This is a genomic window from Pectobacterium carotovorum (assembly GCF_900129615.1).
Taxonomy (GTDB): Bacteria; Pseudomonadota; Gammaproteobacteria; order Enterobacterales; family Enterobacteriaceae; genus Pectobacterium; species Pectobacterium carotovorum.
On sequence record NZ_FQWI01000002.1, the window covers coordinates 95,619 to 110,576 of the forward strand.

Below are 14,958 nucleotides of genomic sequence, written 5' to 3' on the forward strand. Positions count from 1 at the left end.
AAGGGGAACCGTGGTTCCCCTGTATTTGATGCGTGTAAACGCGGCTACCGATTAACGCTGCGCCGAGGCGGTAGTGGCCTGCGGAGCGGTGTTGTCGGTTACGGCTGGCGTGGTTGAAACCGGCTGACCCAGCGACGCATTCAGCGCTTGCAGGTCAGTTTCGCTCAGCGTGCCCTGTGCGGATTTTATGTTTAACTGATTGATCAGGTAATCATAACGAGCGCTAGAGAGCTGCTGTTTAGCGTTATATAGCGTGGTGGTAGCATTCAGTACGTCAACGATGGTGCGCGTGCCTACCTGATAACCCGCTTCCATCGCATCCAGAGAGCTTTGTGCAGACACTTCAGCCTGTTTATAAGCGTTGATGCTGCTGATGGATGCAGAAATATTGTTAAACGATGAACGCACGATCTGGATAACAGAACGGTGTGCACTTTCCAGCAGTTCACTGGCGCTGACGTAGCTGTGCTGCGCCTGTTTCACCTGAGAGTTAGTCGCGCCACCGCTGTAGAGCGGCAGGGTGAAGTTGATCCCCACTTTGTGCTGCCCAGCGTCTGAATCGTTAAACGAGTTACTGTTCTGTGTTCTTGAACCAGAATAACGGGTATCGCTCACGCCCGTTGAGGCGGTGAGATCCAACGTTGGCATATAGCCTGTTTCGGCGGAGCGAATCTGCTCGCGCGCCAAATCCTGACTCAAACGTGCAGACAACAGGTTCAGGTTGCGGTTTTCGGCTTCTTTCAGCAGGTTGTTAACCGCTTCCGGTTTCTGGGTAGAGAAACGCTCGATGTTCAGACCGGCCAACTGTGGGTAGAAGTTACCGGTAATCTGACGCAGGGATTCCAGCGCGTTATCCAGCGAATTACGAGCCAGAACTTCATTTGCCAGCACGCTATCATACTGTGAACGGGCGTTCTGGACGTCGGTAATCGCGACCAGACCCACGTTGAAGCGCTGTGTCGTCTGATCTAACTGGCGATAAATCGCCTGCTTCTGCGCATTGGTATAGGACAGTGAGTCAATCGCACGTAGGACGTTGAAATAGGCGGTTGCCGTGTTCAGCATCAGGTTTTGCTGAGCGGTCTGATAGGTGACGTCTTCAATGCCCGCTTGTTTTTCCTGCAACGTCAGCGCACGCCATTTGGACATATCGAACAGGGTCTGGGTCAATTGCAGTGAAGCGCCTTTGACGTTGCTGTCGACGCCTTTGCTGTCACGGTAGCCCCTGTTATAGGTATAGTCGGCCCCTAGACCGAGCTGAGGCAGTAACGGGCTGCGCGCTTGATTAATTTTTTCAAACGCGGCGTCGCGGGTTGCCGCAGAGCTGCGTAAATCAGGGTTGGTGCTTTTTGCCTGCTGGTAGACCTGTAACAGGTTTTCCGCCTGACTCATGGCGCTAAAACCGCCCAGGCTCAGACCAATCAGAAGAGGGAGCAATTTCTTCATTTGCATTCCTTGTTGTGCAGCAATCTCGCTATGGTAGCGCTGTCTGTAGACGAATAATTGTCGATTCTATCAGAATCTGCCAATAGGATAAGGTAGCTGAACGTGCCATCTTTCAGCGGAGTATGTCCAAATGGTCAGGTAAATTGACCCTTTGGATGATTCAGTGCGGCGTTTTGCTGTTCAGTAAGGCACCGAAAAGTGATGCGATGGGTGGGAATCCCCTCACTTGGCCGACGTCACGCCTAATAAACGTTCAAAAACAATGATGAGTATAATGACAGCGGATTCCGCCATACAATACCGGATTCCATTAATACTTGTTACAGGAGTACAGCCATGTCGTCTTCCGCATCCGGTCCGGTTACTTTCACCAAAGATGATGTAGAAATTATTGCACGCGAAACGCTGTACGACGGTTTTTTTTCGCTGGAACGTTACCGTTTCCGCCATCGCCTGTTTAATGGCGGCATGAGCGGTGAAGTCAGCCGTGAGATTTTAGAACGCGGTCATGCTGTGGTGTTGCTGCCTTACGATCCGGTGCGTGATGAAGTGGTATTAATAGAACAAATTCGTATCGCTGCCTACGACACCAGCGCGTCTCCCTGGCTGTTTGAGCTGGTGGCTGGCATGATTGAGCCGGGAGAAAGCCACGAAGAGGTAGCGCGGCGCGAAGCAGAGGAAGAAGCCGGATTAAGGGTTGGCCGTTGTCGACCGATAATCAACTATCTTGCCAGCCCCGGCGGCACCAGTGAGCGTCTGGCAGTGCTAGTAGGCGAAGTGGATACGCGTACGGCGAAAGGCATTCACGGCCTGGCGGAAGAGAATGAAGATATCCGCGTACATGTGGTGAGCCGTAAACAAAGTTATCAATGGGTTGAAGAAGGCATCGTTGATAACGCCGCGTCTGTCATTGCCTTGCAATGGTTGGCGTTGCACCATGAAGAACTGAAACGTGAGTGGGTGGATTGAATTTATGAAACGTTATACTCCGGATTTCCCGGCCATGATGAGGCTATGTGAAACCAACTTCATGCAATTGCGGCGTTTGCTGCCAAAAGTTGATGAAGTTGGCGAAATCGCGGTTTATCACGTCAATAATGCGGTCTATCAACTGACAATTCTTGAGTCTACTCGCTATACCTCATTGGTGGAAATTAAGCAGACAGCGCCCACTGTCAGCTATTGGAGCCTGCCAATGATGAGCGTTAGGTTGTATCATGATGCGTTGGTTGCGGAAGTGTGTGCCAGCCAGCAGATCTTTCGTTTCAAAGCACGTTATGATTATCCTAATAAGAAGTTACATCAACGTGACGAAAAGCATCAAATTAATCAGTTTCTTGCTGATTGGCTAAAGTATTGTTTGGCGTATGGTTCGATGTCGATACCGGTTTTTGATACCCAATAGATTTCAAGACGCAGGACGGCGACAGTCGAGCCAACAAGGGAAGGCAGCGTATTCTGCAATTTGAAAGATGACGGGTTGAGACAGATTTACGTAACCAAGGACACCATTTGGAAAGCCTGTTGACACTGCCTGTGGCGAGTGGCGCCAGAGTCAGGATTTTACAAATAACAGATACCCATCTTTTTGCGGGCGAGCATGAAACCTTGCTGGGTATCAACACCTATCGTAGCTATCACGCTGTGCTGAATGCCATCAAGGCTCGGCAGGATGCGTTTGATTTGATCGTCGCGACGGGCGATTTGGCGCAGGATCACACGCTGCAAGCCTATCACCATTTTTCACGCGGGATTGCGCAGATCCCTGCACCTTGCGTATGGCTCCCAGGTAACCACGATTTCCAACCGGCGATGGTCGATGCGCTGGCTGACGCGGGTATTGCGCCGTCCAAGCATGTGTTGCTGGGCGACAAGTGGCAAATTATTCTGTTGGACAGTCAGGTGTTCGGCGTGCCGCACGGTGAGCTGAGCGAATACCAGCTTGAATGGTTAGAGCGCAGCCTGAAAAGTCAGCCTGACCGCTTTACGCTGCTGCTGCTGCACCATCATCCGCATCCTTCCGGCTGTACCTGGCTCGATCAGCACAGCCTGCGTAACGCGCATAATCTATCTGCGGTACTGGATCGCTATCCACAGGTGAATACCGTGCTGTGTGGGCATATTCATCAGGAGATGGATTTTGACTGGCATGGTCGCCGCTTGCTGGCCACGCCGTCGACCTGCGTACAGTTCAAACCGCACTGCACTAACTTCACGATTGATGATGTGGCGCCGGGCTGGCGCTATCTGGACTTACTGCCGGATGGCCGTCTGGAAACCGAGGTCTATCGTCTCTCAGGCAGTGAATTCCTGCCTGACATGGATTCGGACGGTTACTAATGCCAACGCTTCTTTATCTGCACGGCTTCAACAGTACGCCACAGTCGGCGAAAGCGACGGCCCTGAAAACGTGGCTTGCAGAACAGCATCCTGAAATTGACATGGTGATTCCCCAGCTTCCACCGTATCCGGCGGAAGCTGCCGAGATGATGGAGTCGCTGATTATGGAGCGGGCCGGTCGTCCGGTGGGCATTGTTGGCTCTTCCCTCGGTGGTTATTATGCCACCTGGCTATCCCAGTGTTTTATGCTGCCTGCCGTGGTGGTGAATCCTGCGGTGAAGCCGTTTGAACTGTTGCTGGACCATCTGGGCGAATATCAGAACCCCTACACCGGTGAACAATATGTGCTAGAGTCTCGGCACGTGTACGATCTGAAGGTCATGCAGGTTGACCGACTGGAATCGCCGGATTTGCTCTGGCTGCTGTTGCAGACGGGGGACGAGGTTCTGGACTATCGTCAGGCAGTCGCGTATTACACGGCCTGCCGTCAAACTGTGGAGTCAGGGGGCAATCATGCCTTTGTTGGGTTTGAGCACTTTTTCACACCAATTGTGAATTTTTTAGGGCTCACGACAGACTGAATCGCCGCATATGCATTGAAAAACGAATCGCCGAAAGCGGTTCGTTAAACACCATTCACTGAACTCAAAGAATTAACGCAAACTATGGCTCAATCAAGTTATAACGCTGATGCGATTGAAGTACTCAGCGGACTGGAACCGGTGCGCCGTCGTCCGGGAATGTACACCGATACCACGCGTCCTAACCATCTGGGACAAGAGGTCATAGATAACAGCGTTGATGAAGCGCTGGCGGGTCATGCGCGCCGTATTGATGTGATTCTGCATGCCGATCAGTCACTGGAAGTGATTGATGATGGCCGTGGGATGCCGGTGGATATTCACCCGGAAGAGGGTGTACCCGCCGTTGAGCTGATCCTGTGTCGCCTGCACGCGGGCGGCAAATTTTCCGGTAAAAACTACCAATTTTCGGGCGGTTTGCACGGCGTAGGGATTTCCGTGGTGAACGCCCTGTCTACCCGTGTTGAAGTCACTGTTAAGCGTGATGGTCAGGTATATGACATTGCGTTTGAAAACGGCGATAAAGTGCAGGAACTCACCGTCACTGGCACCTGCGGACGTCGCAATACTGGTACGCGCGTGCATTTCTGGCCGGATGAGAAGTTCTTCGACAGCCCCCGTTTTTCAGTATCCCGTTTGACGCACCTGCTGAAGGCCAAAGCGGTCTTATGTCCCGGTGTGGAAATCATCTTTAAAGATAAAGTTAACAACACCGAACAACGCTGGTGCTATCAGGATGGCCTGAATGACTACCTGTGCGAGGCGGTAAATGGCCTGATTACGCTGCCGGAAAAACCGTTTCTGGGGTCGATTACTGGCGATACGGAAGCGGTAGACTGGGCGCTGCTCTGGCTGCCGGAAGGCGGTGAGCTGTTGACGGAAAGCTACGTTAACCTCATCCCGACGCCGATGGGCGGGACGCACGTTAACGGCCTGCGTCAAGGGCTGCTGGATGCGATGCGTGAATTCTGCGAATTCCGCAATATTCTGCCGCGCGGTGTGAAGCTGAGCGCAGATGACATCTGGGAACGCTGTGCTTACGTGCTGTCGGTCAAAATGCAGGAACCGCAGTTTGCCGGGCAGACCAAAGAGCGTCTCTCTTCTCGTCAGTGTGCCGCGTTTGTGTCCGGCGTCGTGAAAGACGCTTTCAGTCTGTGGCTGAACCAGAACGTGCAGGCTGCGGAGCAACTGGCTGAGCTGGCGATTTCCAGCGCGCAGCGCCGTATGCGCGCCGCCAAAAAAGTGGTACGTAAAAAGCTGACCAGCGGGCCAGCGTTGCCAGGCAAACTGGCCGATTGTACCTCGCAGGATCTCAACCGGACGGAGCTGTTCCTGGTGGAAGGGGATTCGGCGGGCGGATCGGCGAAACAGGCACGCGAGCGTGAATTCCAGGCGATCATGCCGCTGAAAGGTAAGATCCTGAATACCTGGGAAGTCTCCTCCGATGAAGTCCTGGCGTCGCAGGAAGTACATGATATTTCGGTGGCGATCGGTATCGATCCTGACAGTGCCGATCTCAGCCAGCTGCGTTACGGGAAGATCTGTATTCTGGCGGATGCGGACTCCGATGGTCTGCACATTGCCACGCTGCTGTGTGCGCTGTTTGTCCGCCATTTCCGGGCGCTGGTTCAGGGCGGACACGTTTATGTCGCCATGCCGCCGTTGTACCGTATCGATCTGGGCAAAGAGGTGTACTACGCGCTGGACGAAGAGGAAAAAGCGGGCGTGCTGGAACAGCTTAAGCGCAAGAAAGGCAAGCCGAACGTACAGCGCTTTAAAGGTCTGGGCGAAATGAACCCGCTACAGCTGCGTGAAACCACGCTGGATCCGAATACTCGCCGTCTGGTGCAGTTGACCATCAGCGAAGAGGATATGGATCAGACGATGGCGATGATGGATATGCTGCTAGCGAAGAAACGCTCGGAAGATCGCCGCAACTGGCTGCAAGAGAAAGGCGATAAGGCGGAGATCGAGGTCTAGCGCTTGAGTAAACACCTCATCGAGGCAGGTATATTCGCTTATGAAGGTCACGCTTGAGGAACTTCAGGCTTTTGTGGTGGTGATCGACACCGGTTCTATCACGGCAGCCGCGGAACAGCTTGGGCAAACCACGTCGGGCATTAGCCGGGCGTTGCGGCGCCTGGAGGATAAGCTGGGTACGACGTTGTTGCATCGTACGACGCGACGTCTCTCGCTTTCCGAAGAAGGCATGATGTTTCTTGAGCACGCTCGTGACGTGATTCACGCGGTGGAACATGCCGAAGAGCAGGTGCTGCTGCGCCATGAGCAACCGAGTGGACGGCTGCGGGTTAATTCGGGCTCGGCGTTTATGCAGCATGTGATTGTGCCTCTGGTGCCGGAGTTTCGCCGCCGCTATCCCAAGATCGTTCTTGAACTCAATACCAATGATTTCATTATTGATTTGCTTGAGCAGCATACCGATATCGCCATTCGCATTGGTACGCTCAAAGACTCTACCATTCATGCCCGACCGCTCGGCGCAAGCAAGCTGCGAATCGTCGCCAGCCCTGACTATCTAGAACAGCATGGTACACCTGCGACGGTCGAGTCATTGGCCGATCATCGTTGTCTGGGGTTTACTCAGTCGGAGTCGCTGAACCACTGGCCGCTGCGGCATGGCCTTCAGGATTTCTACCCCATCACGCCGGTGCTGTTGGCATCAAACGGTGAGATATTACGTCAGCTTGCGCTGCAAGGCGAAGGAATCGTGCGCATGTCCAACTTCCTGATTCGGGACGATTTGGCGACGGGGCGGCTGGTGCCGATCCTCACCGAAGAGACGGTGGAAGCCAGCCTGCCGGTTTACGCGGTGTATTATCGCAATAGCCAACTGGCGGCGCGCATTACCTGTTTTCTCGATTTTATGAGCGAAAAACTCACGGAAAATCCGCTGTGAGGCGTGACCCACAGCGGTAGAGAGGCGAGTAAAACGCCGATCAGGAAAAGTGTTCATCCAGATGCTGGCGATAATTTGCAAGATAAGTGGGGACGTCCGGTGCTTTCATCACATCATTGCAGATGAAGGTCGGCAGTGGGGATAACCCGATGAACTGGTTCGCTTTATGGAACGGCAGATATACGCCGTCTACGCCCACACCGTGGAAGAACTGCTCAGGATCCTCGAAGGCCTCCAGCGGCGCATTCCACGTCAGAGACAGCATGTATTTCCGGCCCTGCAACAATCCCCCAGAACCGTATTTCTTGCTGACATCCGAACGGCTGCGGCCATCGCTGGCGTAAAGCGAACCGTGACCGGCGGTAAATACCTCATCGATGTATTTCTTCAGAATCCACGGCGTATCCATCCACCATCCCGGCATCTGGTAAATGATAGTATCTGCCCACAGGTAGTTCTGAATTTCCTGTTCAATATCATAGCCGTTGTCCACGACCGTCACGCGGACGTCGTGACCTTTATCGCGAAGGAAACTGGCGGCGGCATCGGTAAGGGTATGGTTCAATTCCCCTTTGGAATGGGCGAATGACTTGCCTGCATTAATCAGCAAAATGTTCTGCATAGGTCTGCTCTCGAATCGGTTATCAACGAAGATGTTGGGCGTAGTCTAGGGCAGAGAGCTGCGCAGAAAAATGTGCGCTAGCGCATAACACTGTTGACTAAATATCAATAATCAAGGGTAAGAAGACACCATATTGAAATAATGCTACGGGGAAACCCATATGAGGAAAATAAAAAGGCAAGAAAGCCGTGGTGTGCGCTCTTGCCTGAGTGGTGGCGATGCCTGAATGATGCATCGCCTTTTTTATTGAATCGTGAGTGATGCGGATTAGAAATCTACATTCACACCCAGTTGGAAGGAACGGCCAGGCTGCACGGAGAGTGCGCGGTCATACTGTCCCTGCCGATCGTTGGTTTCAATCTGGCGACTGCTGAGATAATCCCAATATTTACGGTCAGTCAGGTTATACACGCCACCGTTAACTTTCACATTCTTGCTGATGCGATAGTAGGCGGTCAGGTCAACCATGCCATAGCCGGGAATCCGCATATACTCTGTGCTAGACGCGGGGATCGCATTACCCGCATTGGTATAGCTTTCGCGGCTGGTATCCTTCGCCTGTTTCCCTTTCTGGAAGGTGGAGGTCAGGGCGGCCCCGTAGCGTTGGGAAGGATCGTCATAGGCGATACCTACCACGGCTTTCATCGGGGCAACGCTGTCGAGGTCGACATAGCGGTCGCCGAGGTAGCGGGATTGCGATTGGCCTTTGGTGTAGCCAAATGCCAGCGTGGTGCTGAGCCCATCAACAGCCGGGAACCAGGTGCCTAGCTGTATTTTGCTGCTGACTTCGCCGCCGTAGATATAAGCCTTATCGCGGTTTTCCGCCTGATATATCGTGCTGATATTGCTTGGCACATTGGTAAATTTATCGGGGTTAGCGCTACGACGGTAGCGGGTGTTGGCGATAAAATTCTTATACGTGTTGTAGAACAGCGCGGTACGGAAGGTGATTCCCTCCGTTGCTTCACCTTTTAAGCCCCATTCTACGTTGTTGCTGGTTTCCGTTTTGAGGTCGCTATTGCCGATAAAGGCATACTGGAACGGCCCGGCATAGTTGGCGTCAAGGTTGGTGCTGCCATAAAGCTGGCTGGCATCCGGGAACTGCGCGCCGCGACGGTACTGCACATAGGTTGTCAGCGTCGGGGTGATGTCATAGAGGAAGCTCAGAGAAGGCAGGACTTGCGTATCACTGTTGGCTTTACCGTACAGTTTGTTGACATCGGATTCATTGATGACGCTGCCGTCACCGCTTAGACGAACCGTATTGGTCGGTTTGGTGCGTTGATGAATGGCGCGTACGGCAGGAACAACCGAGAAAGCGTGCCCCGCCAGATCCCACGTAGCGGTATCCTGCACGAAGCCACCAACGGTATAGCTGTTGCTATCGGCTTCTGGCTGCATGATGTTATTCGCACCCGTTTGGTTAGGCGATTGCCTGAACGGGCGCTCTGTTTTGCTTTGGCTGGCATTCAGACCCCAACTGAACTCGTGGCGATCCCAGCTTTTCACCATATGGGTATCGAACCCGTAGGTGGTGACATTGTAGTCGGAATAGACTCGGTGGCTATCTGCCGCCGCCATCCCCGTGGTTGCTGGCAGCCAGGTATTATCGTGTGATTCGCTGTTTTGGAAGTAAATGCGGCTATCAACCAAATCGACCAGCGTATTGTTGACGGGCGTCCAGCGATCTTTCAGGCTGGCGGTCCAGCGGCGTGTCTCGCTGCTCTGTTGCGCCGTGCCGTAAATGGTGTTGTTGCCGCTTGGCAGACTCCCCCAGTAGTCATAATGGGTGTGATTGGTTTTATGGTAATAATCCAGCGTACCGGTGAGCTGATGCTCGTCGTTAGCCTGCCAAATACCGGACGCCAAAATGGCGTTAGAGTGCCAGTTGGCAGGGTAAGCGGCGATCTCGTCGCTGTTATTACGCGTTTGCTGGCCGTCGCGGCGGCTGAGCACCACAATGCCGCGCAGTTCGTCATCACCGCCTGCAGCGGTGATGCCATTATGCCAACCATGGTTGGCGGAATCGTAGTCACTCTGGAAACCGAAGTAGTCCTGCTTGCCCGCTTTCAGGTAATTATCGGCAGATTTTGGTCGAAAGGAGACGCTGCCTCCGAGTGCGTTGACAGTATTTTCTGCGGAGGTGACACCTGACTCAATATCGACGCTGCTGTACAGGTAAGGGTCGATATAGTCGCGTCCCATACCGAACGTATTGAATCCGGCACGGCTGGCGTAGCTACGGCCTGTGGCATTGGGCAGGGCGATGCCATCGGTATCGATCGCCACACGGTTGCTTTCAATGCCGCGAATGTTGTAGCCCGTGTAACCGCCGCGGTCGAAGCCACTTTTCCCTGTATTGCTGCCGCCGCTGGAACCTGTTGCGCTCACCAGAGGTTGATAACGCATGATGGTGCCAAAATTGTTGCCGCCTTCTTTTTGCATGTCTGCGGCTGTTAGCGTCGTACTTGAACCCGCTTTTTTCTCGATTTTCGGCGAGTTGACTACCATCACGTCGTCGGTCTGTCCTGCTTTTGCCGCCGAACTGTCTGGATTCTTCCCGCTGAGTGCGTTGTTGCCCGTGGTGCTATCCGCTGCCATGCTGTTTAGCGCGACGCCAGTCAAGATGCCGGTGAGAAGAATTTTATTTAAATTCTTGTTAATTAACATAATGATACTCTGTTATAAGGGTTGTTCTGGCCAGCGGCGTTGGGGAAACATGGCGTGCTGGTAGCTAACGTCTGCAAAGGAAATGCAAGACGTCGAATAACATTAATCATCATGTGGAAATGATAATTATTATCAATATGCTAAGCATTATCATTTGTTGTTGCAACGATGATGAATAATTCTTAATGAAACGGTATGTGTGCTATCAATGCTGACGCGACGGTGTATGCGAGATGTATCAATGAGGCGTAATGAAATTACCGACTTACGAAACTGACTGCTACGAACTGGACGATGGCGAAGCGCTTAACCGCGAGTACCCGGACTCATTCTGGATTCCAGACAACGCGGTGCGTGAATCATTAGCACCCGACGATTTTGTTAAGTTGATCTTCCGTATGGAAAAAACCGCAGGCTCGGATGCGCTGTCGGTGGAAAGGATGTGGGTCAGAGTGACGAAAAAACATCACGCGTTTTACGAAGGTGTTTTAGATAATGACCCCACGGGAAGTGACTACGTGCGGTGCGGCCAGATTGTGATGTTTCAGGCTCGTCACGTGATTGGCATTTATGGAAAGGATGGCTAGCTGTGTTGCTATCCGTGCGCTGTTCTGATGGTTGATAGGGTATTTGTCGATGAAGATTGCTGCACTTAGGTCGAAGGCTCGGCGTAACACGCTGGAAGTCGAGCATATTCTTGCGGCGGCGAAAGCGCGCTTGCCGGGGTTACGCGATGAGCTTAATCGGCTATCCGCTGAGTTTAACTGGTCTCACTCACCGTACTTGCCCGACGGTACACACGTTGTTCCGTTAGCGAAATGGGCTGAAATTGCAGGCGCTTATGCTGAGGAAGGGATTGAAGCACTCGGCGTGTTGGCGGCTGAATCCGACAATGTCGCGTATGTGATTGGCCTACTGGAAGAGCTTCGGTCTCATGCCGCGGTGGATGCGCTGATCGCTTTCTTTCCCGCAGTCATGCAGGATCCTGAACAGGCACCCGACACGGCGTGGCGCCTTACCACGGCCTATAACTTACTCCTGAGCATCAAAGGCAGCGTTGTGGCGACCGATGAGCAGGCAACCGCCGTTCGCACTTTCCTGATGCGGCTGTTACCGCTAGCGACGGCGGAACATCACACCTTACTGATATTCTGTGCGCTGCGTGGCGTGGGCGATGCATCCTCTCTGGATCTGCTGGCAAGCCAGAACGATCTGGCTCCGCCCAATGACACGATAAGGATGAGCGTAATACGCGCTATTCGTCAGCGACTGCGAAATACACGCTGACTTTTTCCTTCGCTGCTACTGCGAGATGACTCACGATGTCGATTGAAATACCTGAATCCGTTCTTCCACTTTTTCAGGCGGCAGGCTGGCCGCGTGCCGGCGAGCAACCAATCCCGCCGTTTGTGCCGGAGAACCATCCGGCTGCTGCCATCCTGCACGCGTTCAGCGGGCTGACGGTTGGGGAGTGCGATGCAGGAGAAGCGTGTGCCAGTGGCGATATTATTTTTGGCGGCAGCGAAGATTTGCAGCAGGATGAAACGCTACTCGAGTGGCAAGGTATTTTGAACTCGACGCTCATTCTTGTCGGTGAAACCCACCATTCTCACGGTGCTTTGCTGATGGATAGCACGGGAGCCTGCTACGGGATGAGCTTTATCCATGATGCATTCTGGTTTGAAGGGGCGTCTTTCGGTGCTGCCGTTGAACGCATTCTGCTGGGCCGCAAGGGACAACCGATGCTGCGACCAGACCAGCCATCAATTTCTGTGTATGGCGAAACGATTACCGCAGATCATCCGAGCGTTCATCGCTACCGCTAGCCACCTTCTCCCATCGTACGCATTCACATCAGCCATCGACAATGTGGAGTCGCAGCACGGTTCTCTGTGAGATTGTTCCCTGTGACATCACCTCATCAGATAAGGTACTATTCCCGCCAAACATACCGCCGCTATGGCGTGCCGGAAAGCGTAACCATCGCGCCGCGATGTGAGGGAAGTGAGATAAATGAGTGAGATGACTCATGACGGCGCAGAAAGCCTTGCGCTGCGCACGTTTACCGAAAATGCATACCTAAATTATTCCATGTACGTCATCATGGACAGGGCATTGCCGTTCATTGGCGATGGCCTGAAGCCTGTGCAGCGTCGCATTGTGTATGCGATGTCCGAGCTGGGACTGAATTCCAGCGCCAAATTTAAAAAATCTGCCCGTACCGTGGGTGACGTGCTGGGTAAATACCATCCGCACGGCGACAGCGCCTGCTATGAAGCGATGGTGCTGATGGCGCAGCCGTTCTCTTACCGCTATCCGCTGGTGGATGGTCAGGGGAACTGGGGGGCACCGGACGATCCGAAATCGTTCGCCGCCATGCGTTATACCGAATCGCGGTTATCCAAATATGCAGAACTGCTGCTGTCCGAGCTCGGGCAGGGCACGGTCGATTACACCCCGAACTTTGATGGCACGATGCAAGAGCCGAAGATGCTGCCTGCGCGTCTGCCTAATATTCTGCTGAACGGCACCACCGGGATTGCCGTTGGGATGGCGACGGACATACCGCCGCACAACGTGCGTGAAGTCGCCGCCGCCGCCGTGATGCTGCTGGAAAACCCAAAGGCCTCGCTGGAAGAGTTGTTGCAGCATGTTCAAGGGCCGGATTTCCCGACGGAAGCTGAAATCATCACGCCACGCGATGAAGTGCGCAAACTCTACCAGAATGGCCGTGGTTCAGTGCGTATGCGTGCGGTCTGGAAGAAAGAAGACGGTGATGTCGTGATTACCGCGCTGCCGCATCAGGTTTCCGGTGCCAAAGTGCTGGAGCAGATTGCCAGCCAGATGCGAGCGAAGAAGCTGCCGATGGTCGAAGACCTGCGCGATGAATCCGATCATGAGAATCCAACCCGTCTGGTGCTGGTGCCGCGCTCGAACCGTATCGATATGGATCAGGTGATGAACCACCTGTTTGCCACGACCGATCTGGAAAAGAGCTATCGCGTTAACATGAACATGATCGGTCTGGATGGTCGCCCTAGTGTGAAAGGGCTGGTCGAGATCCTGAGCGAGTGGCTGGTTTTCCGTCGCGACACCGTGTGCCGCCGTCTGAACTACCGTCTGGAAAAAGTGCTCAAGCGCCTGCATATCCTTGAAGGCTTGCTGATCGCGTTCCTGAATATTGACGAAGTGATTCATATCATCCGCACGGAAGATGAGCCGAAGCCCGTTCTGATGCGCCAGTTCAGCCTGAGTGAAACACAGGCTGAAGCGATCCTTGAGCTGAAATTACGTCATTTGGCCAAGCTGGAAGAGATGAAAATCCGTGGTGAGCAGGACGATCTGGCAAAAGAGCGCGATCAGCTTCAAGCGCTGCTGGCATCCGATCGTAAGCTCAGCAACCTGATTAAGAAAGAAATTCAGTCAGATGCGCAAGCCTATGGTGACGATCGCCGTTCGCCGCTGCGTGAACGTAGCGAAGCGAAAGCGATGAGCGAGCACGACTTTGTGCCGTCCGAACCGGTTACCATTGTGCTGTCAGAAATGGGCTGGGTACGTAGCGCGAAAGGGCATGACATCGATCCTACTGGGCTGAGCTATAAAGCGGGCGATAGCTTCCGCGCTGTGGCGAAAGGTAAGAGCAATCAGCCTGTGGTGTTCATTGACTCCACCGGCCGCAGCTATGCGCTGGATCCGATCACGCTGCCTTCTGCACGTGGTCAGGGTGAGCCGCTGACGGGCAAACTCACGCCGCCGCCGGGCGCGACGATTGAACAGGTGCTGATGGCCGCGGACGATCAGCCGCTGCTGATGGCATCCGATGCGGGCTACGGCTTCGTCTGTACCTTCAACGATCTGGTGGCGCGTAACCGCGCGGGTAAAGCGATTATTACACTGCCGGATAATGCGAAGGCGCTGGCACCGATCGAGATCAAAGGCGACGATAACCTGCTGATGGCGATCACCGCCGCAGGCAGAATGCTGCTGTTCCCTGTCTCCGATCTGCCACAGCTGTCGAAAGGTAAGGGCAACAAGATTGTGTCTATCTCCTCGGCTGATTTTGCGGAAGGCAAAGATCGTCTGACCTGGCTGTATCTGCTGCCACCACAGGCTTCAGTCACGCTGTACTTCGGTAAGCGTAAGCTGGTGCTGCGTCCAAACGAGCTTCAGAAGTATCAGGGCGAACGCGGGCGGAAAGGCACATTGCTGCGTGGGCTACAGCGTATCGACCGGATTGAGGTGGATGCACCGCAGCAAATTAGCACCGGCAGCAGCGAAGAATAACGCCTCCGTATTGTCATGTGCATGTTGAGAAAGGCGGTGTCATACCGCCTTTCTTTAGTTTCCGGTTGCCATCCCGTCGCAAATTGAATCACCGTGTG

At 53.7% G+C, this 14,958-nt stretch carries 13 protein-coding genes; 10 read left to right on the top strand and 3 right to left on the bottom strand.

Annotated elements, in window-relative coordinates; all coding sequences use genetic code 11:
• Positions 1-51: 51 nt before the first annotated feature.
• Positions 52-1,446, bottom strand: coding sequence for an outer membrane channel protein TolC (gene tolC / locus BUB06_RS04715; RefSeq protein ID WP_010297423.1), 1,395 nt, complete (start codon positions 1,444-1,446; stop codon positions 52-54).
• Between the two features lie 336 nt (positions 1,447-1,782).
• Between tolC and nudF the strand changes: the two genes are divergently transcribed.
• The 6 genes from nudF to BUB06_RS04745 all read left to right on the top strand — a co-directional run bounded on the left by nudF (position 1,783) and on the right by BUB06_RS04745 (position 7,284).
• A complete protein-coding gene (nudF, locus tag BUB06_RS04720; RefSeq protein ID WP_010297426.1) occupies positions 1,783-2,415 on the top strand; it encodes an ADP-ribose diphosphatase in 633 nt (210 codons plus the stop codon).
• A 4-nt stretch (positions 2,416-2,419) separates the two neighbouring features.
• Positions 2,420-2,851 (top strand): DUF1249 family protein, encoded by a 432-nt coding sequence (locus BUB06_RS04725; RefSeq protein WP_010297429.1) that lies wholly within the window; start codon positions 2,420-2,422, stop codon positions 2,849-2,851.
• Positions 2,852-2,958: 107 nt separating this feature from the next.
• Entirely contained in the window at positions 2,959-3,786 is an 828-nt protein-coding gene (gene cpdA / locus BUB06_RS04730) for a 3',5'-cyclic-AMP phosphodiesterase (protein ID WP_010297432.1), read from the top strand.
• Positions 3,786-4,367, top strand: a complete 582-nt coding sequence (gene yqiA / locus BUB06_RS04735; protein ID WP_010297435.1) for an esterase YqiA — start codon at positions 3,786-3,788, stop codon at positions 4,365-4,367. Before cpdA ends, yqiA begins: the two co-directional genes overlap by 1 nt.
• Before the next feature lie 84 nt (positions 4,368-4,451).
• Positions 4,452-6,347 (top strand): DNA topoisomerase IV subunit B, encoded by a 1,896-nt coding sequence (gene parE, locus BUB06_RS04740; protein WP_010297438.1) that lies wholly within the window; start codon positions 4,452-4,454, stop codon positions 6,345-6,347.
• 40 nt (positions 6,348-6,387) lie between these two features.
• Entirely contained in the window at positions 6,388-7,284 is an 897-nt protein-coding gene (locus tag BUB06_RS04745) for a LysR family transcriptional regulator (protein ID WP_039470366.1), read from the top strand.
• Positions 7,285-7,324: 40 nt separating this feature from the next.
• Here BUB06_RS04745 and BUB06_RS04750 read toward each other — a convergent pair whose 3' ends face one another.
• Positions 7,325-7,906, bottom strand: coding sequence for an NAD(P)H-dependent oxidoreductase (locus BUB06_RS04750; protein ID WP_039470367.1), 582 nt, complete (start codon positions 7,904-7,906; stop codon positions 7,325-7,327).
• Between the two features lie 267 nt (positions 7,907-8,173).
• Positions 8,174-10,576, bottom strand: a complete 2,403-nt coding sequence (locus BUB06_RS04755) for a TonB-dependent receptor domain-containing protein (protein WP_039470368.1) — start codon at positions 10,574-10,576, stop codon at positions 8,174-8,176.
• Between the two features lie 251 nt (positions 10,577-10,827).
• On the opposite strand from BUB06_RS04755, the gene BUB06_RS04760 reads away from it, so the two are divergent.
• From BUB06_RS04760 to parC, 4 genes are all read left to right on the top strand, one after another.
• Positions 10,828-11,163, top strand: coding sequence for a DUF2314 domain-containing protein (locus BUB06_RS04760; protein WP_039470369.1), 336 nt, complete (start codon positions 10,828-10,830; stop codon positions 11,161-11,163).
• Between the two features lie 49 nt (positions 11,164-11,212).
• Entirely contained in the window at positions 11,213-11,863 is a 651-nt protein-coding gene (locus BUB06_RS04765) for a hypothetical protein (protein WP_039470370.1), read from the top strand.
• Between the two features lie 35 nt (positions 11,864-11,898).
• A complete protein-coding gene (locus tag BUB06_RS04770) occupies positions 11,899-12,402 on the top strand; it encodes an SUKH-3 domain-containing protein (protein WP_039470372.1) in 504 nt (167 codons plus the stop codon).
• A gap of 187 nt (positions 12,403-12,589) precedes the next feature.
• Positions 12,590-14,860: a DNA topoisomerase IV subunit A gene (parC, locus tag BUB06_RS04775; protein ID WP_010297477.1), complete on the top strand. Its 2,271-nt coding sequence runs from the start codon at positions 12,590-12,592 to the stop codon at positions 14,858-14,860.
• Positions 14,861-14,958 lie beyond the last annotated feature (98 nt).